This is a genomic window from Microcoleus vaginatus FACHB-2002 (assembly GCF_040004035.1).
GTDB classification, from domain to species: domain Bacteria; phylum Cyanobacteriota; class Cyanobacteriia; order Cyanobacteriales; family Microcoleaceae; genus Microcoleus; species Microcoleus vaginatus_C.
The window spans coordinates 1-24,396 of sequence record NZ_JAMPLN010000046.1 but is presented as its reverse complement, the minus strand read 5'-3'; the positions used below and the strand labels follow the sequence as shown (position 1 = coordinate 24,396).

The window sequence follows — 24,396 nt, the reverse complement described above, 5'->3', positions numbered from 1 at the left end:
CCACAAAAGACATGAAAAACGATCGAGAGTTTCGCTTGTTCAAACCCTTAAGGTGGATCGCCCCAAGCATTTTGGTGGGTGCAGGAATCTGCAATGCAGCAGCGGCCCAACCGGCACAAGCTGAGCCAATCGCCCTGCAACTCTCGCAAAACTTGCAGTCGCAGAACTTGCAGCCCCCGCGCCGAGGCCCTGCTGTTCGGGAAGTAATGTCCTACGAAATGAAGGGAGACGAACTCAGGATTTGCAAGCAGGAAGGCAACTCCGAGAAAAAGTGCCAAGTTGTAGGTAAAGGCTACACGGTGGGCTTGAGAACTGCCAACGACCTTTACGGTCAAGGGAATCTTGTCAATGCCGAAGCTTTGTACCGGCAACTAATCGCTCGCTATCCCAAACAAGCGGATGCTTATTACAAGTTGGGAACTATGCTGTCGGGGCAAGGTAAAATGAGCGATGCGATGGTTCAATTCCAAAAAGCAATTGAAGTCAACCCACAGCACGCCAAAGCTCACAACGATTTAGGCGTGGCAATGGCAAGTCAGGGGCAGTTACCAGAGGCAATTGTTCAGTGGAGACAAGCCGTTAAAATTAACGATCGATATCCCGATGCTTTAAACAATTTAGGAGTCGGTTTGTACCAGCAAGGAGACAAGGAAAACCAAGCGGAGGCAGTAGCCAGCCTCAAAAAAGCTAAGGAGTTATTTATCAAGCAAGGTAGAACTCAAGCTGCTAACAGAATAGATAAAATTTTGGAGGAAATTAATTCGCGATCCAGCGAATCCTAAACTCAACCGCCGATCGCCGATTGGAAGAAAAAACATCTTGGGCGATCGGCGTTAATGGGCGTTCAGCGACCGTTAAACAACCCCAAAAACGGGAATCTAAAGCATTTCCTTCAAAACTTGTAAAATCAAATCTCCATCCACCCGATCGCTCACAGCAGCCTCACCCAAGCGCACCGGCAGCACAAACCGCACCTTGCCATCCTGCACCTTTTTATCGAGTTGCAAAGTATGCAAAATTTCCTCAATATCCACACCCGCAGGCAATTTGGCAGGTAAACCCGCTTTTTCAATCAAAGCAGACTGACGGCGATCGCACTCAGCATCCCACATTCCCAACTCCACAGCCAATCGGCTTGACGCAGCCATGCCGATTGCCACTCCTTCCCCGTGATTGATCACCTTGTAATTGGTCAAACTTTCCACAGCATGACCGATGGTGTGTCCGTAATTCAAAATCGCCCGCAAACCCGATTCCTTCTCGTCTTTGCTGACCACCTCAGCCTTAGCTTGGCAAGACCTACTCAAAATTTCTGCCAACAAATCCGCCTTCACATAGCGCATTTGATCCAAACGCTTGCACTTTTCCAACTTTTCAAACAATTCAACATCCCAAATCACCCCGTACTTGATGACTTCCGCCATCGCCGAACGAAACTCCCTCGCCTGCAGAGTTTTGAGTACATCCGGGTCAATTAACACCAAACGCGGCTGGTGAAAAGCCCCGATTAAATTCTTCCCTAAAGGATGATTTACCCCCGTTTTGCCGCCAATAGAAGCATCAACCATCGCCAGCAGCGAAGTCGGAACTTGCACGACATTAATTCCCCGCAGCCAAGTCGCTGCTGCAAAACCGGTCATATCGCCAACCACCCCGCCGCCCAAAGCCACCATTGTCGAGGAACGTTCTAAACGGTTTGCCAAAGCCGCCCCGTAAATTTTCTGCACCGAATTTAAAGTTTTGTACTGTTCTCCTGGTGGTAAAATGCAGCTACTGACTTCCAGACCGGCCGATTCGAGGGCTGCTGTTGCTCTTTCGCCGTACTGCCGAAAAATCGACTGATTCGACACCAGCAGAACTTTTTTGCCCAAACTTAGATCGCCCATCAGACTGCCGAGTTCGTCTAAGCCGCCCGATCGCACGCAAACATTGTAAGATTGTGGCCCCAAGTCAACTTTAATTATGGATTGCATATTTATCTAATTTAGATATTAGATTTTAGATTATAGTTCTTATAGGTCTTTTTATTGATTGTTTTGGAGAAATTGCAATGACTCTTAGCGGAGCAATAACTTATTTTGGGATTTTCGGCGGCATGATCGGCTTGGCGACAGTGCTGATGTTTGGTCTGCGGGCTGTCAAACTCATCTAACTCGCCTGCTTTTTGACTTGGAGCTCAGAGATTGAAACCTCTGGTAAAAGTATTGATCGTGCGAAGTCTTTGCGCCCCAAAAATCTCTGATTAAACTTGGAGATTTTGCGCGCAAATGCTTCGGTCGATAGAACCTGAGAGTTAAATTAGCTTAATTAGACTCTTGGCTGACTGACACTTCCTTGACAAACACTAATTAATCTAACCCCGAAGATACTTCTTGGCACACAGCAACAGACCCGAAAAATATTGTAAAATGAAACGGAAGTAAGGCTGGAAGTTGTTGCGAATCAAAAGAGCCAGACTCCGATAGTCAAATATGTTACTAAATTTACCTAAACCTATTCGTTGCAACAAGTTATAGGTGAAAACTCTCACCCTGGCATCTGAATTAATTGGAATATCCAACTATGTTTGCCATAAAGCGATCGCTCAAATTAAATAACAACAAAGCGACGCTACCAAGAAGTCAAAGCAGAGCAGGTACGGGGAGTAGTCGCCAGTTTATCCATTCTCAGCCGCCGTCGCGTAAGTTCTGTTTAAATATCTGCACCTACTTACACAAGGCCACAATTATTGCAAAGCGGGCGTTTTAACAAGCGCTGTGATAATATTTGCCGAGTAATTAGCTACGATCGAGCTTCTTTAGAAATTTATCCCAAACAAGTAAATCCTGCTATTTGGGCAGCAATACAAAATAACTTAAGATTAGCTTAAAAAATTATGAATGCGATCGCCAACTTACCAGATCATCAAATCACAGAGCAATTATACACAGGTACGCGCACCCTTGTCTATCGAGGCATCCGTACCAGTGACCAACAACCCGTCGTCATCAAATTACTGCGAAATGAATACCCAAACTTTAACGAACTCGTTCAATTCCGCAACCAATATACCATTGCCAAAAATCTAGACTTTCCTAGTATTATCAAACCATTAACCCTAGAAGTATATGGCAATGGCTATGCCTTAGTCATGGAAGACTTTGGTGGAATTTCCCTATCTGATTATCTCCAAACAGCCACGGCTGAAAATCCCCAATATCAATATTTACCTTTAGGTGAATTTCTCAGGATCTCTATTAAAATAACAGAAATTTTGCACTATTTATACCAAAATAGAGTCATACACAAAGACATAAAACCCGCTAATATCCTGCTCAATTCCGCAACAGAAAAAATTAAATTAATTGATTTTAGTATTGCTTCTCTCCTACCAAGAGAAACCCAAGAGATTCAGAATACTAATGATTTAGAAGGCACCTTAGCCTATCTTTCTCCTGAACAAACAGGTCGAATGAATCGAGGCCTAGATTATCGTAGTGACTTTTATTCTCTGGGAATGACATTTTATGAATTGTTGACAGGAATATTACCATTTAGATCGGAGGATGCAATGGAATTGGTACATTGCCACCTGGCGAAACAGCCGATACCCATCCATCAAATTCATTCAGAAATTCCCCTAATTTTGTCAGAGATTGTCAGTAAGCTAATCGCAAAAAATGCCGAGAATCGTTATCAGAGTGCCTTGGGAATTAAGCACGATTTAGAAATCTGTTTAGCTCAACTACAAACTACAGGCACAATAGAACCTTTTGAAATAGGAAAGCGAGATATCAGCGATCGCTTCCTAATTCCTGAAAAACTCTACGGCAGAGAAGCGGAAGTTAATCAACTATTAAATGCCTTCGATCGCGTCGCAAATGGCACAACAGAAATGATGCTAGTTGCGGGTTTTTCTGGGATTGGAAAAACCGCCGTTGTTAATGAAGTACATAAACCAATTGTTCGTCAACGCGGCTATTTTATTAAAGGCAAATACGACCAATTTCAACGGAATATTCCCTTTTCAGCATTTGTGCAAGCTTTTCGCAATTTAATAGGGCAACTCTTATCAGAATCAGATGAACAATTACAAACATGGAAAACCAATATTCTCGAAGCAGTGGGAGACAACGGACAAGTATTAATTGACGTAATTCCTGAGTTAGAAAACATCATCGGTAAACAGCCACCAGCCATAGAATTATCAGGAACTGCTGCTCAAAATCGCTTTAATTTACTCTTTAAAAAATTTGTGCAAGTCTTCACCAGCAAAGAACATCCCTTAGTGATGTTTTTAGATGACTTGCAATGGGCTGATTCTGCATCACTGAATTTGCTCTCATTATTGATGCAACAAGATACAGGACATCTATTAATATTAGGCGCTTATCGAGATAATGAAGTGTCACCAGTACATCCATTTATCTTAACCGTAGATGAACTGCTCAAAACTGGGGCAACGGTAAATACCATTACATTACCACCGTTAAGAGAATCGGATATTAATCGATTGGTAGCAGATACGCTAAATTGCGAACTATCTCTTGCCCAGCCTTTGACAAAATTAGTCTATCAAAAAACCAAGGGAAATCCTTTCTTTGCAACTCAGTTCCTCAAAGCTTTACACGATGACAAGTTAATTACCTTTAATTGGGAGAACCAGCATTGGCAGTGCGATATTTCCCAAATCAAAGCCTTGGCAATTACTGATGATGTTGTTGAATTCATGGCGTTGCAATTGCAGAAATTACCAATTCCAACTCAGGATGTCTTAAAGTGGGCTGCTTGTATTGGGGCGCAGTTTGATTTGCATACTTTGGCAATAGTTTCACAAGAATCGCAAATAGAGACGGCAACTGTCTTGTGGAGAGCATTGCAGGAGGGTTTTATTTTACCGATTAGTAATGTTTATAAGTTTTATCAGATTGAAGGCAATGATAACTTAAGCTCAGAAGATGAAAATGTTAATAAACAAAATGCTAGATACAGATTTTTGCACGATCGCGTTCAACAAGCCGCCTATTCCCTCATTCCAAAAGACCAAAAACAGGCAACTCACCTCAAAATTGGTCAACTGCTACAAAAGAACTTATCAGAGATAGAAAAGGAGGAAAAGCTATTTGATATTGTCGGGCATTTGAATTTAGGAATTGGGTTAATTACTCAAGCGGGAGAACGGGAAGCCTTAGCCCGACGGAACTTAGCAGCCGCACAGAAAGCTAGAAATTCTACAGCCTATTCAGCCGCCAGAAGTTTCGTGAAAACAGCGCTCTCGTTGCTCGCGGAAAACTGTTGGCAAACTCAGTACGAATTAACCCTGAATCTTTATGTAGCTGCGGCGGAAACTGCCTACTTGAATGCCGATTTTGATGACATGGAAGAAATGGCAGATATAGTTGTGCGATGTGCTCAAACTATAGTAGACAAAGTGAAGATTTATGAGGTTCAAATCGCCGCATTGACAGCCCAGAGTCAGATGCTAGAAGCGATCTCAGTAGGCCGAATCGCCTTAGCACAATTGGAGGTTGAACTTCCCTCTGAACCTGACGAAGCCTTGACTGGCAAAGCACTACAAACCCTGAAGAGTCAACTCGAAGGTCAACAGATTGAGGAACTGGTTCAGCTCCCCGTGATGGGCGACCCTCAAATAATAGCGGCTATGCAATTGTTAGCAATGTTGTTTACGCCCATTTTTCAAGGAAATCCTGCTTTGCTGCCTCTGCTTTGCGCCACAATGGTCAGTCTATCACTCCAATTTGGAAATGCACCCGCATCAACCATCGGGTATGCAGGTTATGGCATGGTGCTGTCTGGTTTTTTGGGAGAGGTAGAAACGGGCTATGGCTTTGGGCGAGTGGCACTGAGCTTACTCAATCAGTTGAATCTGCGTTCCTTCAAGTCCCTAACTTTACTTTGGTTTGGCTGTTTTCTCCAGCATCATAAAGTAGCACTCTTGGAAGCAATCCCAACTCTGAAAGAGGGCTATTTGGCTGGAATGGAAACCGGAGATTTCCTCTATGCTGGCTACAACATAGTTAATTATTTTTATGATAATTTCTTCGCGGGACTGTATCTGGACGATTGGGAACCCGAAATCGAAAATTACTGTGTTGTATTAGCCAGTGTGAAGCAAGATTCTCCTCTAATTTACTTAAAAATGCAGCAACAGTTGGTGCAAAACTTGAAGGAAATTGTTAATCGAGCCGATTTATTAAGCGGAACTGCCTACGATGAAACGGTGATGATTCCTAAACACCATCAGGATAATCAGGTTACTGCGCTCGCTATTGTCTATAACTACAAACTGATACTTGCTTACCTCTTTGGCAATTACACCATAGCCCTAGACTACCTGGTTCAAGCTAGCTCCTATTTGATGGGAGTGGCAGCAATAATTCATACCCCGGTTTTCCATTTTTATGCCGGGTTAACCTACTTGTCACTATTCTCTACGCAATCGGAAATTGAGCAAGCTAACACTCTCGCTCTAGTGGAAACTCATCAAACTACTCTAGCTAAGTGGGCTTACCATGCACCCATGAATCACCAACACAAGGTTGACTTAATAGAAGCAGAAAAATGCCGGGTTTTAGGCGAGAATTATGAAGCTGGAGATTGGTACGATCGCGCCATTGCTGGAGCTAAGAAAAACGAATATCTTCAAGAAGAAGCTTTAGCTAATGAACTAGCAGCTAAATTTTATCTGAACTGGGGCAAAGAAAAAGTTGCTGCTGGATATATGCAGGAAGCATACTACTGTTACACCCGATGGGGGGCGAAAGGGAAAGTCGCTGATTTAGAACAACATTATCCTCAACTATTAGGTGCGATTCTCCAACTCACTAAACCAGCGATCGCATCTGGAGGAACAATATCTCCAACCCTAATGAGAAGCGTAACTAGCACCAGTAGCAGCAACAGCTTGAATTTATGGTTGGATTTTCCGGCGGTGATGAAAGCCGCACAAGCTATTTCTCAAGAAATTGAATTAGAGAAACTGTTAGCCACTTTGATGCAAATTGCGATCGCCCATGCGGGAGCGCAAACTGGAATTTTAGTTATTCATCAAGAGGAAAAATGGTTAGTAGTTGCTAAAGCCAATCAAAACCATATAGACAACTCGCAAATTGCTTTGGTTGAATGTCAAGAATTACCCCAAAGTTTGATTTATTCTTTAGCACGAAGTCAAAAAACAGCGGTTTTTGATAACTTGAGTGCTTCCAATCAATTTGCAGGTGATCGCTACATCATCACCCAGCAGCCTAAATCAGTTTTATGTATTCCAATTAGCAAGCAGGGAAAATTGAGCGCGATTTTGTATTTGGAAAATAATCTAACAGTGGGAGCATTTACTAGCAATCGCGTCGAAACTCTCCAAATTCTTACTGCCCAAGCTGCTATCTCCATTGAAAATGCACGTTTGTATCAACAAGTAGAGAAATATTCTCAGACTTTGGAAGCGGAAGTAGAGCGAAAAACTCAACAGTTAAGCCAAAAAGCTTCCGTTCTAGAGCAAACATTGAAAAATTTACAACAAACCCAAGCACAATTAATTCAAAGTGAAAAAATGTCAGCCCTCGGTCAATTGGTAGCGGGAATAGCGCACGAAATTAACAATCCAGTTACTTTTATTCATAGTAATCTTGAGCCTACAGAAAATTATGTTAAAGATTTGCTGAGCTTGCTGGAGCTTTATCAGCAAGAATATCCTGAAAACAATTCAGTAATTCAAGCAAAAATTGAGGAAATTGAGCTTGAATTCATCGGAGAAGATTTAAATAACATTCTGCAATCAATGAAAGCAGGCAGCGAACGGATCAAGCAAATTATCCTGAGTTTGCGGAATTTTTCGCGCTTAGATGAATCCGACATGAAAGCGGTAGATTTACACACCGGAATTGAAAGCACTTTACTAATTTTACAAAACCGCTTTCAAGAAAGTGATAATCAACCCAAAATAGAAGTTATTAAAGAGTATGGTAACCTTCCTGATGTCACCTGTTATGCGAGTGAGATGAATCAAGTATTTATGAGTATTATCATTAATGCTATTGATGCTCTCAAACAAGTTAGTAAAATTAACAAAAATCCTTTCATTCGGATTCGGACTGAAGTTATAGAGAATGAGCAAGTAAGAATTGCGATCGCTGATAATGGTAGTGGGATTCCCGCCCATATTCAAGAACGCATATTCGAGCCATTTTTTACAACTAAACCTGTGGGGAGTGGTACAGGTTTAGGTTTATCTGTCAGCTATGCTATTATCAAAAAACATGGGGGTAAATTAACCTGTGATTCGACCGTGAGCAGCGGGACAATTTTTGTAATTGAGATTCCGATAAACTATCTGGTATAACTTGAGCTAGAGAGAGACTCAAATATTGATGTCAAGAGGAAACTACAAGGGGCTTAACAATTCACCGGGATTTTCGTAATTGGGAAACGGACGATCGCATCGGGGACACCGAGTGGTAAACAAAGGGTGAGTGTCCAGCAATTCCAATTGTTCCTATCACCTCCACAATCAAAAAATCTGGGTTAGAGTTCGTCGATGATCGCAAAAATCACGATTAGAGATTCAAAACGCCTAGATTAATGCCGTACTTACCGCCGCCGTTTCTTCGCCTGTTGGTACGGATAGCAGTCAATCACACAATCTCTCATGTAACTCCCTTTGGAATCAGAGTCCATCAGTTCTAGATAGACATTATTCGGCACTTCAGAATATAGATAGGTTTTGCCACTATTGAAAACAACCTCCAGAGTAGAAGTTGTTTCGTCATAACCCACAGCTTTTATCATGCTGGATTCGACTGGTTGTAGTTTCATGATTTCCCGATAAGTAAGGCTACCTGAAAAAAACAGCATACCCAAATCCCGGAGTTTTTAAAGAAGTCAGGACTCTAAAGCCCGATCGCACCTGAATTTCCCCTAAAATAATTTCTACTCCCTCAATCCAAAATCTAAAATCTAAAATCTAAAATCGAAATGACTCATTCCACAGATATCGTCACTCTCGCCCGCTGGATGGCCGCCGACTTCAGCAACCAAGCCCAAGCCTTTGAAAACCCGCCATTCTTCGCCCACATCCGCGTCTGCATGAGACCTCTGCCCGTCGAAGTTCTGGATGGCCTCAGCTTGTACCTAGAACAAGCTTACGATATTGAACTGCACGTACCGTACCGAGTCCGAGTTTTGAAATTAGTCCCGGTGGACGATCGAATCGACATCGAAAATTATGCCATAGAAAACGAAGAACAATTCTACGGCGCTTCCCGCGACCCGCAACGGCTGCAAGAAATCAAAAAAGCACAACTGACACTGCTTCCCGGCTGCACCTTTATTACGCAGTGGACGGGGCACAGCTTTAAAGGGTCTGTCGAACCCGGAAAAGGCTGCATGGTGGTCAGAAAGGGCAAAAAAACCTATCTAGACAGCGAATTCGAGATTGACCAAGACAAATTTATTAGCCACGATCGCGGACGTGACCCAGAAACCGACGCCCACGTCTGGGGAGCCCAGGCGGGCCCCTTTGAATTCACCCGCCGGGCCAGTTTCGCCGACGAAATTCCGGTTTAATCTAAAAAAACAGACTCCCTCCTGGGGGAACACGCTTGATTAAAGGTTCAGAATGCACCAATACCTGGTACATTAACCCAGTATTGGCAAGCAAGATTCACCGTTGATTTATGAAAGTCCTGGTTATTGGTGGCGATGGCTATTGCGGTTGGGCAACCGCACTCTACCTTTCTAACAAAGGTTACGAAGTTGGCATCCTCGACAGCTTCGTGCGGCGGCACTGGGATCTGGAACTGTGCAGCGACACCCTCACTCCCATCGCACCGATTCAGCAACGACTCCAGCGATGGCAAGATTTAACGGGCAAGTCGATCGACTTGTTCGTCGGTGACATCACCAACTACGATTTTCTCAGCAAAAGCATGAGAAAATTTGCACCAGAGGCGATCGTCCATTTTGGCGAACAGCGTTCTGCCCCCTTCTCAATGATCGATCGCGAACACGCAGTCCTCACCCAAGTCAATAACGTCGTCGGGACACTCAACCTGCTGTACGCCATCCGCGAAGACTTCCCCGATTGTCACCTAGTGAAATTGGGGACAATGGGCGAATACGGCACGCCGAATATTGACATTGAAGAAGGCTACATTACGATCGAACACAACGGCCGCAAGGATACACTACCCTATCCCAAACAACCAGGCAGTTTCTACCACCTGTCAAAAGTCCACGACTCCCACAACATCCATTTTGCTTGCAAAATCTGGGGTTTAAGAGCCACCGACTTAAATCAGGGCGTAGTCTACGGCGTGCTCACAGATGAAACCGGCATGGACGAACTGTTGATCAACCGTTTGGACTACGACGGAGTATTCGGTACAGCATTGAACAGATTTTGCATCCAAGCTGCGATCGGTCATCCTTTGACGGTTTACGGCACTGGCGGACAAACCCGCAGTTTCTTAGACATTCGGGATACCGTGCGGTGCGTGGAATTGGCGATCGCCAACCCTGCCGAAGCCGGACAATTCCGCGTCTTCAACCAATTCACCGAACAATTCAGCGTCGGCGACTTAGCCTCCTTGGTGCAAAAAGCAGGCATGGCAATGGGATTAAAGGTAGAAATCAACAACATCGAAAATCCCAGAGTCGAGAAAGAAGAACATTATTTCAATGCCAAAAACACCAATTTGTTAGACCTCGGTTTGCAACCGCACTATCTCTCAGATTCCCTGCTCGATTCTCTGCTGAATTTTGCTACAAAATATCAGCATCGTGTCGATAAAAACCAGATTTTGCCGAAGGTTTCTTGGAAGTAAGTTCTGGTATTTATTTGCGGATAAGAGATTTTTAAATGAACCGCGAAGGGCGCGAAGGGCGCGAAGTAAGAGGAAAGAAGGGAAGAGAGGAGAAGGGTTCGCAAGTTCTGAATGGATTTGGCTGTATATTACGAAGATCTATCTTTTGTATCTCTTGCTCTGTGTCCTCTGTGTCCTCTGCGGTTAATTAAAAAATGGCATCAGGTTTTTATGGCTGGCTTGTTTGGGAAAAAATTCCCTGAAAAGTCGAATTCTCATTCTGTTGCTTTTGGTGGTTCTGCCTGGATTTTCAGCGAGGGCAGTTTTTGCTTATTATTTAATAGGGGAATGGGCTGCTGTAACGCCGAGTGCTCTAAATTAGTGGCGAGTTAGCGAAGGCTTATTGGTCACTTAAAAAGCCAGATAAATTGCCGGAACAGCACAGGAAATTTACAGAATTAATTGCTTGACCGACAGTTGAGGATGGCTTTTAGGTGGGATAATTTTATCAATTGGCATTCAGGGAATTTGCATTTTATCCCAACAACCTCTCGCTCGGAATTAGCGGTAGTGCAACTGAAAGAAGAAGTGTAGAAAAGCAGCCGATCGCACGCAATGACTTAGGTCCCCGACACAGTGTATCCTGTTACCGATGACCTTGGCCGCAGGCTAGGATTATCGGCTCCCTAAATAACTTATTTTTATGAAAATTGCTCTTTTCACTGAAACATTTCTGCCGAAAATAGATGGCATTGTGACGCGCCTGATTCACACTGTAGATCACTTGCAGCGCGCGGGCGAACAAGTTCTGATATTTTCTCCAGATTACGGGATTAAAGAATACAAAGGCGCCCGAATTTACGGTGTGGAGGGTTTGCCTTTGCCGATGTACCCGGAATTGAAAATGGCACTTCCTTCTCCGGCTGTCGGTCGCCAATTAGAGCAGTTTAAACCGGATATTATTCACGTTGTCAATCCCGCTATTTTGGGATTGGGCGGTATATATTACGGCAAAAAGTTCAACATTCCGATTTTGGCTTCTTACCACACGCATTTGCCGAAATACTTGCACCACTACGGTTTCGGAGTCCTCGAACCTTTATTGTGGGAACTACTCAAAGGAGCGCACAACCAAGCAGAATTGAATCTCTGCACTTCCACAGCAATGGTGGAGGAATTGAGAACCCACGGCATTGAGCGAGTAGATTTGTGGCAGCGGGGCGTAGATACTGAAATGTTTGTCCCGGAATTGGCAAGTCGAGAAATGCGATCGCGCCTTTCTGCAAATAACCCAGACAGTCCCCTGTTGCTGTACGTCGGCCGCCTCGGTGCAGAAAAAGAAATCGAACGCATCAAACCAGTTCTCGCAGCGATTCCCGACGCCCGCCTCGCCTTAGTGGGAGACGGCCCGCACCGGCAAACCCTTGAACAATATTTTGCCGGTACACCCACCAATTTTGTCGGCTACCTCAAGGGACAAGAACTCGCCAGAGCTTACGCATCGGCCGACGCCTTCATTTTTCCCTCCCGCACCGAAACCCTGGGCTTAGTGCTCCTAGAAGCAATGGCTGCGGGGACGCCTGTAGTGGCGGCGCGCAGCGGCGGAATTCCCGATATCGTCACCGACGGTGTTAACGGATATTTATTTGACCCCGCCGACGAAGAAGGAGCTCTGGCTGCCACCAAGCGTCTGTTTGCGAATCCCGAAGAACGGGAAACCCTGCGCCATAACGCTCGCCGAGAAGCCGAACGCTGGGGTTGGGCCGCGGCCGCCGCACAACTGCAGCGCTACTATCAATCAGTGGTATTTACCGAGTCCATGCCCAGAGCGGCATAAATGTCAGGATCTGTAGCACCTTTAAACATAAGCTCCAGCTTAGCTTCGCTGTTCGATCGTCAGTTGGTAGTGAGGAGGGATGTTTTCAAAGACCGATCGAACTTTTTCGATCCATAAATTACCGTCGTTATCCTGCTGTTGCGTTTACCATTAAACTATGAGTAAGCTCTGTAGGAATGCCTTGCGCGCTGCTTTCATAGCGCCCTTTACCTGACCGGATACGGTCGCCGAGTGCGCTAAAACAGTCACACCGCGCGCTGGGACCGAGCACAGAGCGTCAAATCCACACTGCACTCTCGATCGAACTAAAGCCTGTCACCTAATTTTCAGGCTAGCAGTTTTGCGAACTCAAGTTCAGCTTGAATTGACGAACCCTCATCAGTATCGAGGTTGTAAAAAAGATCGAGCATATAACAAGCACACTGAAGTTGCGTGCGCCACTTTTGAACTCACGACGATTCCTCAAAGCGACAAGCGAGTGCCGATGCGCTTGCAAACAAATTCAAGAGTTTGCACCGCCGTCGCATCTAGCGCCGATCGACCTGCGGTCAGTCTACCCATCTGAGCAAGCAGTTAATCATGACATTCTCCAATACTGGTAGCGTTCTGGCTACACTGACTCAAGTCAATTTTATGGGGGCATTGACCTCCCGCGTTAAGAGCCTGCCAGTTCCTGAATTAGTGTGCCTGCTCGACTTTATCACGGCTGAATTTCAGCAATTTATCCGGGCGATGGACCTGATTAACAATGAAGCACTCGAAAGTCTCTTAGAGCAACTTTTAGATGCCTTCACTGTCAAAATTGGTCAAATTTTGCAAGCAGACCGGACAACAATTTTTTTGGTTGACTCCAACAAAAATCAACTGTGGCACAAAACCGTCGATCCGCTTGGCGAAGATTTAGAAGTTCGTTTGCCTATGGATGCAGGCATTTTAGGCTACGTAGCAACAACCGGAAAATCGATCAATGTCGCGGAAGCTCGATCGCACGAGCATTTTAATTCCGAAGTAGACGAACCACCGGGCTACCAGATCGAGACCATGCTCTGTATGCCAATTTTTAGCAGCAAGAGCCAACACGAACCCGTAGCGGTGGTCAGACTCTTAAATAAAGCTGGCAATGTCCCTTTTAGCGAAGAAGACGAACAGCAGTTCCAGGCTTTTGCAGATTCGATCGGGATTATTCTCGAAAGCTGTCAGTCTTTCTACGTCGTGGCCCGCAACCAGCGAGGGGTTGCCGCACTTTTGAGAGCCACCACGACTTTGGGTCAAAGTCTTGACTTGGAAACAACTTTGCGCTCTGTGATGGATCAAGCTCGCGACTTGATGCAAGCCGATCGCAGCACGCTATTTTTGTTAAATCGGGAAACTAACGAACTCTGGACAAAAGTCGCCAAGGCTGACGGCACAACGATGATGGAAATCCGCATTCCTGCTAATAAGGGAATTGCTGGTTACGTAGCTTCGACGGGTCAACCTCTAAACATTACAGATGCTTACGACGATCCCCGCTTTGACCCCTCAACAGACCAGCAAACGGGATACCGCACTCGAACTGTCTTGTGTATGCCGGTGCATAACGCTAAAGGTGAGCTGATCGGGGTAACTCAGCTAATTAATAAGAACCAAGGCACTTTCACTCCTTCTGACGAAGAGTTTTTGCGAGCGTTTAATTCCCAGGCGGGAATGGCGTTGCAAAATTCTCAACTGTTTCAGAACGTGATGGTGGAAAAACAGTATCAGAAAGATATGCTGCAAAGTCTTTCTGATGCAGTGATTTCCACCGATTTACAGGGGCGAGTTGTGACGATCAACGAAGCAGCCCTAGAATTGTTGGGCTGTCCGGTAAATCAAGCTAAAAGCAAACACAATCCCCAGATTTGGGAAGATAAACTGGTGAATCGCTATGTTTGGGAAGTTGTGCCGATCGACAATTTGCAATTTCGACTAGAAGACAGTCTCAGAAATGCTGCCAGACATTACGTTCCCGAACAAAGTTTAACTGTGGGACTGTTGGTAGAAAAAACGTTAAATTCCCAACAAAAAGAAGAAGAAGAAAGTTATATTTTGGCCGTGCCCGATCGCGCCGATCCGAATTTATATTACGCTTGGGGCGAAAACAGCGCGTGGACTGAGGAAGTAGCGCTGGCAGAATTAGCTAATGCCCAATCTCTATTTGCGCTGCGAAATTCTGCCCTGTATCACCCTTATTGTCCGCTGCCCATCCCCGCCTCTAGAATTAAAGTAATTGAACGTAGTTTGAATTTGACTGTCAACCCGCTGATCAATCCAGAGGGTGGCGTGCGCGGCGGTTTAGTGGTACTCGAAGACATCAGCCACGAAAAGCGGATGAAAAATACGATGTACCGCTACCTGACTCCTGGAGTCGTAGATAAAGTGATGGCCTTGGGTGAAGGCGCCATGATGGTGGGCGAACGCAAAGAAGTGACTATTTTATTTTCCGACATTCGCGGCTACACCACGCTGACCGAAAATCTGGGAGCGTCCGAGGTGGTATCCCTGCTAAACGAATATTTTGAGACGATGGTGGAGGCCGTTTTCCACTACGAAGGCACTTTAGACAAGTTTATCGGCGATGCTTTAATGGCGGTTTTCGGCGCGCCCCTGCCGCTGAATCCCCCGGAAAGTCACGGTTGGATGGCGGTTCAGTCGGCTTTAGATATGCGCCGGCGTTTGAAAGAGTTTAATGATTCTCGCCCCGGCGAAGTTCCGTTTCGCTTCGGCATTGGGATTAGTTCCGGAGAGGTGGTTTCGGGAAATATTGGTTCTCAAAAGCGAATGGATTACACGGTAATCGGGGATGCGGTGAATTTGAGTGCGCGATTGGAACAGCTTACGAAGGAGTACGGTTGCGATATAATTTTGAGCGAATTTACATACAGTTTGTGCCGCGAAGGGATTTGGGTGCGAGAGTTAGACAAGGTGCGGGTTAAGGGCCAAAATCAGCCAGTGGGTATTTACGAGTTGCTGCAAAATAGTTCTGAACCCATTGATGGGGAAACCCTTCGGTTTTTGGAACTTTACAGTAACGGTAGGGATGCTTATATTGCTAGAAATTTTCAGAAAGCTATTAGTTATTTTGAAGCAGCTTTAGGAATGCGACCAAGCGATCGACCTGTGGAAGTTCACCTCGACCGATCCCTGAGCTATTTGGAAGTACCCCCGCCGGACGATTGGGACGGTGTGCATACGATGACAACCAAGTAGTAGATTATATTACATCCGAGTGCTCAAAAGTAAAAAGATTTGATAAAGTTGTGAGATATTCCTTATGACAGAGTTAACAAGTGTAAAAATGTGAAATCATAAATCGGATGCCATATTAAAGTTTAGAATTTATTTCCAGGCTAACAATTAAATGAGTTATTTATCTGTTCCGAATGCCACAAAAGCTGATCGGATTCTGGTGGTAGACGACGCACCAGATAATGTTTTGTTGGTTCAAACAATCCTCGAAGAAGAAGGTTACGAAATTAGCACGGCCGAAAACGGCTTTTCTGCCTTGAGTCAAATTGACAAGTCAGCCCCGGATTTGGTACTGCTAGACGTGATGATGCCGGGAATGGACGGCTACGAAGTCACGAAGCGAATCCGAGACAATAAGGAATTGCCCTTTATGCCGATTTTGCTGATCACTGCTCACGACAGTGCGAGCGTAGTGCAGGGATTGGACATGGGAGCAGACGATTTCATCCGCAAACCAGTGGAAATGGATGAACTGCTGGCGAGGGTTCGATCGCTCCTGCGGCTAAAACACAGTGTAGACGAGCGCAATTCGATCGCCCTCCAGCGCGAAGATTTTGTCTCCCGACTCGCTCACGACTTGCGGACGCCGCTGGTAGCAGCCGATCGAATGATAACTTTAATGCAGCAGGGAGCTTTGGGAGAAATTTCGCCTCAGATGGGCGAGGCTTTGGGGACGATGGTTCGCAGCAACAAAAACCTGATCGCGCTCGTAAATATGCTGCTGGAAGTCTACCGCTACGAAGCAGGCGCCAAATCCCTAAGTTTCGCTGCCGTGGATTTGCGCCAGCTTATTACTGAGGTAGCTGAAGAGCTAGCTCCCCTAGCCGATGCTAAAGGTTTGTCGATAAATTTAGACTTGACAGAAAGTGGAGAAAGTGCCCCGATTGCGAAGTATCCGGGCGATCGTCTGGAACTGCACCGCTTGCTGACAAATCTCCTCGGCAATGCGATTAAATTCACCGACAAAGGCTCAATAGATGTCAGCTTAAAAGCTGCCAATTCACCTGCTTATACTAGCTTCAAAAACCAACCGCTGGCATGGGTAATTATAGAAATCAAAGACACCGGTGCCGGCCTTTCTCCCGCCGAAAAAGCAAAGTTATTTGAAAGGTTTGGCTCGGGAACTCACAGGAGATCCAGTACAGGTTTGGGACTACACCTCTGCCGCCAAATAGTCGAAGCTCACCGCGGCACGATCGAGGTAAAATCCGAGTTGGGCAAAGGCAGTTTGTTTACTATTCGCTTGCCTTGTTAGAGCGGTATAATTAACTCTAACTTTGGGGTGCGAAAAGCGCACATTACTACAGATAAACTGTAATTGTAGGGTGCGAAGTGCGTACCTAATCGAATGATGTTTAATTTACCGGATGTCATCTAATTACTTGGCAACCGAATTTATGGAAATATGTCTAACTGTCCAGTGTGCGGTGCTGAATACATAGAAGAAAAAGCAGAGTTGTGCTCGATTTGCGGCTGGGATTTGACTCCCTACCCGCAGCGTGCTAAGCCTTCCAAAACTTATTTAAAAAAAGAACAAGTTAGATTGCAGTGGGCCAAACAAATGTGGGAATTGGCCCGCAATCAACAAAATTGGTTAGCTAAATTTGATGAGTTGCAGGGGGAAGTGCAGCAAGGTGCGATCGCCCGCACATACATTCAATCTCAGTTAGAATGGGTTCTGTACCGCCTCGAACAACTAAACCCCGAATTGATTGTCAGCACTCTACTGCGGCTGGAAGACAAAATCGGCGCCATACCTGACCAAACTCCGGCTATCTCCGAAGTAGGGATGGACTACCGGCAACTGACAAAGCTATTAGAAACGGGAAAATGGCGCAAAGCTGATGAACACACTTGGGAAATCTTGCTGAAAATCGCTGTCAGGGAAGACGAAGGTTGGCTGAGTGCAGCCGATATTGAGAGTTTTCCTCCTACAGACCTTCGCACGATCGACCAACTTTGGCAACAATACAGCAGCGGGCGGTTCGGGTTGAGCGTGCAGCAGCAGATTTGGGAAAGTACCGAGGCAAATTATACTGAATTTTGCGATCGAGTCGGCTGGCGAGTCAAGGAAAATTGGAAATATTACAGCGAGCTCTCCTTCAACGAAGATGCTCCCCCCGGACATCTCCCCGTCACCGCATGGAGACAGCGCGCCTGTTATGGTGCCGGTAAACTCACCGCAGCAGAAAACTTTGCCCGCATCGCTGCGAAACTGGTAGCGTGCGATCGGTAATCATCAAAAAAAAAATCAAAATCGACATTAACTGCTATAATCAAAACGGTTTAGCAACTGGGGCTGTGGCTCAGATGGATAGAGCAAGCGCCTCCTGAAGAATCGGGCACCCTGCGAGGAAACTCTAGGAGTGAATGTGGTCAAATTTGGTGAAACCTAAAGAGTTCGTGGGTTCCTATGACTCTAAGGCAATACCAAGCCAAGCCTGAGTTCAGGGCGATTAAACAATCGCCTATATTGAAATCAGGAAGGTTTAGAGACTAGACGGTCACCACCTAAAGGCTGCAAGCCTATGGTGAAGGTATAGTCCGGAGAGTGGGGAAACTCACACAAATCTGAAGCGCTAGGTCGCCGGTTCGAACCCGGCCAGTCCCGTTAAAAATCAAGAAAAATTAACAGCAGGAGGGGAAAGCTTAAGTTTTGCCCCTCTTTTTTGCATATCCGCTAACGAATTCGCCGACAGACGAATACTTGCTTGAAGACGAGGACTTACGCAGAACCTCTATAGAATCCATCTGAAATCTAAAATCTAAAATCACCTGTTTAAGCCCCACCACCAGCGTAGAGTCAATCTAAAATCTAAAATCTAAAATCTAAAATCTATGATCCCCCGACTCTTTTTTAAATTTTAATTTTTAATTCCTGTTAGTGGGCTATACGTGCGGTATTTTTTGTTATTGTTCCTTTGTGAGTTACATAAAATTTTTATAGGTTTAGATGTGGTTAAGAATCAATTCAAACACGCAGCGTTACAAGCCTTTGAAGACTTCACGCAGTTTTTGGTTCCTAGTAGGGCTTTTGATGGCGTGTTGGTTGGGCTATCAGCAGGTTAAGAGCGAATTTCAGAGACCCCAAGCTTTGTTAGTTCTAGGTGGAGCTACGGAGCGAGAGGTGTTTGCCGCCAAATTTGCTCTGGATCACCCTGAATTGCCGATTTGGGTGTCGTCTGGGAGCAATCCGGAGTTTGCGGAATGGGTGTTTTCAGAAGCGGGAATTGAGTCCGATCGCCTGCACTTAGACTACAGAGCAGTGGACACGGTAACAAATTTTACCACCTTGGTAGATGAATTGAAAGCTCAAGGGATTGAGAGCGTGTATCTGATCACTTCTGACGATCATATGCGGCGAGCTCAGATTATCGGCGAAATCGTGCTCGGCAGTCGAGGCATTAGCTTTAAGCCTGTGGCAGTTCCGTCTGGGCGAACCCCCGAACCGGTGGAAAAAGCTATTCGCGACGGCGCTAGGGCTATTCTTTGGCTGACAACCGGTTATACGGGTGCTAACTTCAGCCAAGCCAGAATTGAATAAACACAGGGAAGCATTGAGCAATTGTTAATTTTTTGCCATTGGCTCAGGTTTTAAAACTTGTTTTCTATAACTATTTAAGGAACCGGGAAGATGCGGATGATAAATGCGTAACAGAAGAGAAGGAGTAGTTTAAAATTAGTAGATGAACTTCAAGAGCCAAAGTTAATGACCGAGCAAATTCTGCCGCAAGTTCTGGATAAAATTTTGAGTGACACCAAAACACCGGATGCTGTTTTTTCGGCTTTGGTGCCGGCTTTAGGCGAGGTATTAAATTGCGATCGGGTCTTTCTCTACCTCCGCAATCCTGAAACGCAAATGGGCAGAGTACCTTACTGCTGGCGTCACAACTCGAACATTCCAGAGGTTTGGGACGCAGAATGGAAAAAAGAACCAGAATCTTTAGGGGAAGAAGACCCTTTGTTTGCAGCAGCTTTGCGAACTGAACCTTCGATTTTTGTTGAGGATGTTGAAACAGCAAATCCTGAAGTTGTCAACAAAAATTTTGAGGCAAAAGAGTTCGGACATCGAGCTTTGATTCACGCTCACCTTTGTGCTGACGGCTTATTGTGGGGGGTTTTGCAGCCTTGTATGTTCGATCGCCCCAGAGTTTGGACTGACTTTGAGCGCCAAGTTATCGCAGCAGTTACAGAAAAAATTTCGCCTTTAGCTGTCGCTTATGTCGCCGCCTCAGCATCAAAAGATGAGCGATAAAAATCAATAATTTACCTGTAGGGAGCGGGTGGGCATTGAATGAATGTCAACTTAAGACTAAAACCACGTCTATATCCGGGTTTCAGCCGAATCTCAATGCTTTTCCCGGCAGACGAAAGACCGTTTCCGGTTCCCCCCTTTTTAAGTTAGGGGGGATCGATGCGCTAATTTTAAAACAAAAGTCGGGTACTACATTTGAGCTGATTGTTCTCAGCAATGGTGAGGTGTGCATCGCCCTAGGGATAGACTTGGTGCACAATTCTTGTTTAAAAAACGCCCCAATTTTGAATGCCCCGACTGCTGAAAATCCCTTGAGCCCGACTAATATCATCCTCAGCGCCATCTACTACCACCAAATAATCGCCGGCCCGCAGGCGATCCGTGTAAGTTCTAGCTGTTTCTTCGGGAATTCCCAAGTCAGTCAAGGCTTTCACCACTCCACCGAAATTCGCAGCCGCGACGCCAGTGCTTGCTACGGTAGCCACCAGTGAGGCGCCGAAAGTCCCCGCTGCAATCATCGGCCCGATTCCGGGAATAGCTAAACTTCCGAGACCCACTAGGAAGCTGGCTAAAGCACTATTTGTCAGAGTTTCTCCAACCACTGCCGATCCTGTGTCTAGATTTTTCTCGCCCACCTGAGTGCTCGTTTGAGTATCGCCTACAGACTCACCTGCATCCCTAGCAACAACCGAAACTTTATCCATTGGAAACCCGGAAGATTTCAATTCTACCAGAGCTTGCTCGGCATCTTCGCGGTTAGAAAACAATCCCAACGCGCGGGTTTGATTGCTTGTTACCATATCTTTCTTCTTATCCCCTGTAAAATTAAACTCAAATTCAAGCCTAATTATTGCGCTTGTTTCCCATCACTTATATTGATATTTTTCTGTGTTTATCTTCAGCATTCATCTATCTGTAGATATAACCTGAAAAACAGCAACAAAAGTTATAAAATCAGCGACCCAAATCGTGCATGGCATTAATCTCGATCGCACATCTTTGAGTCAAGGCTTGCAACTCCTCGCGATCCGAGGAACCGGGCGCTTCAATTAGCTTGCCAATTCGCACCGTCAGCGGCACCGGACGCGGCACTGCCGAACCTTTCGACGAAATCGCGTGAGTTCCCCACAAACTAACAGGTAACAGCGGCGCTTTTGCCTTAGCAGCTATCAGCGCAGCACCTAATTTCGGTTCAGTAATTCTGCCGTCTGGGGTGCGAGTTCCCTGCAAAAATACACCCGTCGCCCAGCCATTTTCCAAAGAGTTGATAGCCGATCGAATTGCACTGCGATCGGCACTTTCCCGCTTGACTGGGTAAGCACCGTAAAGCGTAATTGCCTGCTTCAAAATAGGAACTTTAAATAACTCTTCCTTTGCCATAAATGCGACAGGCCGCCTCATGCAATTCGACAAAATCGGCGGGTCAAAATCGCTGGCGTGATTGCTGACTACTACCACCGGCCCTTCTGCTGGAACATTTTCTGCACCGTAGATGCGGCCTCGAAAGTAAAGGTGCAGCATCGGGCTGACAATTGACCATTTGAATAAATAGTAGAGAAGTAAACTTTCGACGGGTTCGCGACTTTTGCTCACAGAAAAACCTTAAATTTTAAATTACATCGAATATTAGCCTATCAGTTCAGCAATGACAAATGAATAGTATTTTGAGGTTTGTAGGGTTGCGGGCGGTTGGAAACCCCGCCTACACACACACAACCCACCTACGTGGGTTAAAGACGAAGTCCGCCTGCGCGGACGCAAGCTTGTGTAGCGCCAGACTTCTGTCTGGTGGACTATTTCGCTGAATGTCGGAGGTTTGCAAAGGCTCAATTTCCGGTCAGCATAGCTTTCTGTCCTTCCGAAGAAGTCGCATAGCCCAAGAAATCCTTAACTGCTTGGCGAGGAGGATTTTTGTAGGCGTTGTACAACTGCCGCTTGTAAGGATAGTTACCCGCATCCGGCGTCGCACCGTTGACTGGAACAACGCGCACCGTTCTGTGATTGACTACTTGAGCGAAAGTCGCATAGCCAATGCCGTTGTTGCCTAAAGCTTGCAGCAGGGGAGTTGTTGCATCTCGATCGAGCTTAGTGATATTCGGCCCCGTGCCAAAATTAGCGCCAGAGAGCACTTGTTCTTTAAACGTTTGGTGAGTGCCGCTAAATTCCGGTCGATTTATCACTTTAATCGGGCCCGCCGGGCCGCCGACTTTCGACCAGTCTGGAGTATTTCTCTTGAAGATATCTTGAACTTGAGCGGAGGAACGTATACCCTTACGGTGTCAGAAACCAATACCACAAAATCTGCTTATGGGGGTCAATTGTGGCTCTATGACGTGCCTATTGCCAAGATGTTTGAGGTGACATATTCAGACTATCCAGAGATACCCAACGCTGGCGGTAGAACTTGGTATTACCGCGCCGGAAAGGGTAAAATTGATATGGGGCAATTCAGAATCAACTGTCAGTTGGCTAGCGATATTGCTAATACTTATGGTTTAGGCAAACCAGAGCGTAGTGCGATCGAATATTCTCAGGGAGAGGCTGGGCGGCCAATATCGAGGACTCGTTCTATTCCAATTTTAGATATTACTGGTAATAAAATTCAGCGGTGGACGAATTTTGTGCAATGGTTTCGCCCTCAGTCTGCTAATAGTTAATATATCATAAAATCCACTTGCGAGAAATCAGCTAAGCTGTCGCGCATTTAAATAGCATATTCGAGGCGGGCGGGACGCCCACCCCACAAGAGTTTTATGTTTTTTTGAAATACAATTTAAATGCAGAACAGCTTAGTAATATACAGATAACTTATAGGAAGCTATCAAGATGACAACTATATCCAAGGAAGCAACAGCTATCATCCGTACAGAAAGAGGACTAGCGATCGCAGGTACGCGCATCACTATCTACGACATCATGGACTATGTGACGGCTCAATATCCGCCTAAGTTTATCAGGGGATTGTTTGACCTTACAGAGGAACAAATTAACGCGGCTTTAGCTTATATTGAGGCAAATCGCGCTGATGTTGAAGCTGAGTATCAAATGGTTCTTAAAGAAGCTGAGGAACTGCGGCTGTACTATGAAGAAAAAAATCGCGATCTGATTGCCAGAATTGCCGCTCAACCACCCAAACCTGGTGAAGAAGCTATTCGAGCAAAACTTCAAGCAGCAAAAGCCAAACTTAAGTCTCAGCCATGAATTTTTTAGTCGATCATAATTTGAGAGGACACGCCGTACTTCTCTCAGGTAGCATTTTGAGTAGTGGCTGGCTAGATTGGGTATTCATTCGATTTATCACCTTTGACGAAGTGAGTCTGCTGATCGATAGTGGCGATCGGGCGTTATTTGTCCATCAACAACTAAAACCTAGCCATTGATAGCAGGAGCAACAAAAGCAACGGTCGTAGCTTCACCAGCGGCAAAATCCAGAGGGAAGTTGTGAGCATTGCGCTCGTGCATTACTTTCATACCTAACTTAGCCATGAAGCGCAACTTTTAGGCTCAATTGTTAATGTTATATGTGCTAAGTTATGACGCTTTGCTAACTACTTTTTGTCGCAATTTTTCGGAAGTTAAGTTATTGGGATTTCCTCCTGTTTCATTCCACAATTCAATGCCTAAATTGACCGCATTTTTATCCGGGCCATTTAACTGTTGTGTCTCCCATAAATCATTCAAACCTGCACCAAATTGTAGATACCCGTCAGAAAAGCCAGCCGCTTTTCCAACGTAACCGTAGTGAATATTTGACCAGATATCATAATAGAACTCACGAGCGCTCTTCCCCCAGACAGGATAAGCATAATCATTTGAGCCTTTCAAATTTAAAAGAGAGTCTAATTTTGGTTTGTGATCCCATTCTTGATTCTTATTGACTTTATTTACCCAGAGACCATCAGCACTGCCTTGAGAAAAAGAACTCCACCATTGATCTTTCAAGCGTTTTATATTTTTCACATAATCACTTGAAGCATTATTTTTCATTTCTTCGTACATATATTGAAGGGTTGTATCACCATCCGCGTAATTCAAACCGCCCCGAGTTTTATCCCAGCCATGATCCCAGGAAAAATCAAAAGACGCAGCACCTTCGTTTTCAAAAACATAAGCCCAAACATAATGACTGTAGTTTAGACTAACCAAAGATGAGAACGGTGGCAAAAGTAGAACTTGAGCCACCGCGCCGGGAGAGAATGAGGGTGAAAAACAAAACCTATCCACTCCCTCAATGAACA

General features: G+C 45.3%; 20 protein-coding genes and 1 pseudogene. 14 read left to right on the top strand and 7 right to left on the bottom strand.

All coding sequences use genetic code 11. The annotated features are described in order from the left end of the window. The first annotated feature begins 11 nt into the window (after positions 1–11). Positions 12–782, top strand: coding sequence for a tetratricopeptide repeat protein (locus tag NDI35_RS26035; protein ID WP_445315253.1), 771 nt, complete (start codon positions 12–14; stop codon positions 780–782). Between the two features lie 96 nt (positions 783–878). Here the strand turns inward: NDI35_RS26035 and aroB are convergent, their stop codons facing one another. After that, a complete protein-coding gene (gene aroB / locus NDI35_RS26030; RefSeq protein WP_445315252.1) occupies positions 879–1,973 on the bottom strand; it encodes a 3-dehydroquinate synthase in 1,095 nt (364 codons plus the stop codon). Positions 1,974–2,050: 77 nt separating this feature from the next. On the opposite strand from aroB, the gene petL reads away from it, so the two are divergent. Further along, complete coding sequence (gene petL / locus NDI35_RS26025) at positions 2,051–2,152, top strand: cytochrome b6-f complex subunit PetL (protein WP_006633742.1); 102 nt, start codon at positions 2,051–2,053, stop codon at positions 2,150–2,152. Positions 2,153–2,875: 723 nt separating this feature from the next. Beyond that, positions 2,876–8,338: a trifunctional serine/threonine-protein kinase/ATP-binding protein/sensor histidine kinase gene (locus NDI35_RS26020; protein WP_445315251.1), complete on the top strand. Its 5,463-nt coding sequence runs from the start codon at positions 2,876–2,878 to the stop codon at positions 8,336–8,338. A gap of 248 nt (positions 8,339–8,586) precedes the next feature. Here the strand turns inward: NDI35_RS26020 and NDI35_RS26015 are convergent, their stop codons facing one another. After that, a complete protein-coding gene (locus NDI35_RS26015; RefSeq protein WP_333039497.1) occupies positions 8,587–8,811 on the bottom strand; it encodes a KTSC domain-containing protein in 225 nt (74 codons plus the stop codon). Between the two features lie 159 nt (positions 8,812–8,970). Here NDI35_RS26015 and NDI35_RS26010 point away from each other — a divergent pair, with 159 nt between their 5' ends. The 9 genes from NDI35_RS26010 to NDI35_RS25970 all read left to right on the top strand — a co-directional run bounded on the left by NDI35_RS26010 (position 8,971) and on the right by NDI35_RS25970 (position 20,158). Next, positions 8,971–9,561: a chromophore lyase CpcT/CpeT gene (locus NDI35_RS26010; protein ID WP_445315250.1), complete on the top strand. Its 591-nt coding sequence runs from the start codon at positions 8,971–8,973 to the stop codon at positions 9,559–9,561. Between the two features lie 110 nt (positions 9,562–9,671). Continuing rightward, the gene (locus NDI35_RS26005; protein WP_015175194.1) at positions 9,672–10,820 is read left to right on the top strand and encodes an NAD-dependent epimerase/dehydratase family protein; all 1,149 of its coding nucleotides are present in this window, start codon (positions 9,672–9,674) and stop codon (positions 10,818–10,820) included. Positions 10,821–11,502: 682 nt separating this feature from the next. Beyond that, positions 11,503–12,636: a glycosyltransferase gene (locus NDI35_RS26000; RefSeq protein ID WP_445315249.1), complete on the top strand. Its 1,134-nt coding sequence runs from the start codon at positions 11,503–11,505 to the stop codon at positions 12,634–12,636. A 340-nt stretch (positions 12,637–12,976) separates the two neighbouring features. Further along, on the top strand, positions 12,977–13,201 hold the full coding sequence (locus NDI35_RS25995; RefSeq protein ID WP_445315248.1) for a hypothetical protein: 225 nt from the start codon (positions 12,977–12,979) through the stop codon (positions 13,199–13,201). 14 nt (positions 13,202–13,215) lie between these two features. Next, complete coding sequence (locus NDI35_RS25990) at positions 13,216–15,864, top strand: GAF domain-containing protein (RefSeq protein WP_445315247.1); 2,649 nt, start codon at positions 13,216–13,218, stop codon at positions 15,862–15,864. 151 nt (positions 15,865–16,015) lie between these two features. Beyond that, positions 16,016–17,158 carry a hybrid sensor histidine kinase/response regulator gene (locus NDI35_RS25985; protein WP_445315246.1) on the top strand — a complete coding sequence of 381 codons (1,143 nt, stop codon included), beginning with the start codon at positions 16,016–16,018 and terminating at the stop codon, positions 17,156–17,158. A 150-nt stretch (positions 17,159–17,308) separates the two neighbouring features. Then, entirely contained in the window at positions 17,309–18,139 is an 831-nt protein-coding gene (locus NDI35_RS25980; protein WP_445315245.1) for a GUN4 domain-containing protein, read from the top strand. Between the two features lie 717 nt (positions 18,140–18,856). Continuing rightward, positions 18,857–19,447 (top strand): YdcF family protein, encoded by a 591-nt coding sequence (locus NDI35_RS25975; RefSeq protein WP_445315244.1) that lies wholly within the window; start codon positions 18,857–18,859, stop codon positions 19,445–19,447. A gap of 165 nt (positions 19,448–19,612) precedes the next feature. Next, complete coding sequence (locus NDI35_RS25970; protein ID WP_445315243.1) at positions 19,613–20,158, top strand: GAF domain-containing protein; 546 nt, start codon at positions 19,613–19,615, stop codon at positions 20,156–20,158. 266 nt (positions 20,159–20,424) lie between these two features. Here NDI35_RS25970 and NDI35_RS25965 read toward each other — a convergent pair whose 3' ends face one another. From NDI35_RS25965 to NDI35_RS25955, 3 genes are all read right to left on the bottom strand, one after another. After that, positions 20,425–20,958 carry a general stress protein gene (locus NDI35_RS25965; protein WP_445315242.1) on the bottom strand — a complete coding sequence of 178 codons (534 nt, stop codon included), beginning with the start codon at positions 20,956–20,958 and terminating at the stop codon, positions 20,425–20,427. A 154-nt stretch (positions 20,959–21,112) separates the two neighbouring features. Beyond that, on the bottom strand, positions 21,113–21,751 hold the full coding sequence (locus NDI35_RS25960; RefSeq protein ID WP_445315241.1) for a lysophospholipid acyltransferase family protein: 639 nt from the start codon (positions 21,749–21,751) through the stop codon (positions 21,113–21,115). Positions 21,752–21,984: 233 nt separating this feature from the next. Beyond that, positions 21,985–22,425: a substrate-binding domain-containing protein gene (locus NDI35_RS25955; protein WP_445315264.1), complete on the bottom strand. Its 441-nt coding sequence runs from the start codon at positions 22,423–22,425 to the stop codon at positions 21,985–21,987. 9 nt (positions 22,426–22,434) lie between these two features. Between NDI35_RS25955 and NDI35_RS25950 the strand changes: the two genes are divergently transcribed. Together NDI35_RS25950 and NDI35_RS25945 are read left to right on the top strand one after the other, a co-directional pair. Next, positions 22,435–22,815 (top strand): hypothetical protein, encoded by a 381-nt coding sequence (locus NDI35_RS25950; protein ID WP_445315240.1) that lies wholly within the window; start codon positions 22,435–22,437, stop codon positions 22,813–22,815. A gap of 169 nt (positions 22,816–22,984) precedes the next feature. Continuing rightward, positions 22,985–23,359: a DUF433 domain-containing protein gene (locus NDI35_RS25945; protein ID WP_445315239.1), complete on the top strand. Its 375-nt coding sequence runs from the start codon at positions 22,985–22,987 to the stop codon at positions 23,357–23,359. Positions 23,360–23,527: 168 nt separating this feature from the next. Here the strand turns inward: NDI35_RS25945 and NDI35_RS25940 are convergent. Both NDI35_RS25940 and NDI35_RS25935 read right to left on the bottom strand, forming a co-directional pair. Further along, a pseudogene (locus NDI35_RS25940) lies at positions 23,528–23,641 on the bottom strand (photosystem II q(b) protein); the annotation flags it as partial. Between the two features lie 48 nt (positions 23,642–23,689). Beyond that, positions 23,690–24,396: polymorphic toxin type 44 domain-containing protein (locus NDI35_RS25935; RefSeq protein ID WP_445315238.1), on the bottom strand; the 707-nt coding region annotated here is incomplete at its 5' end.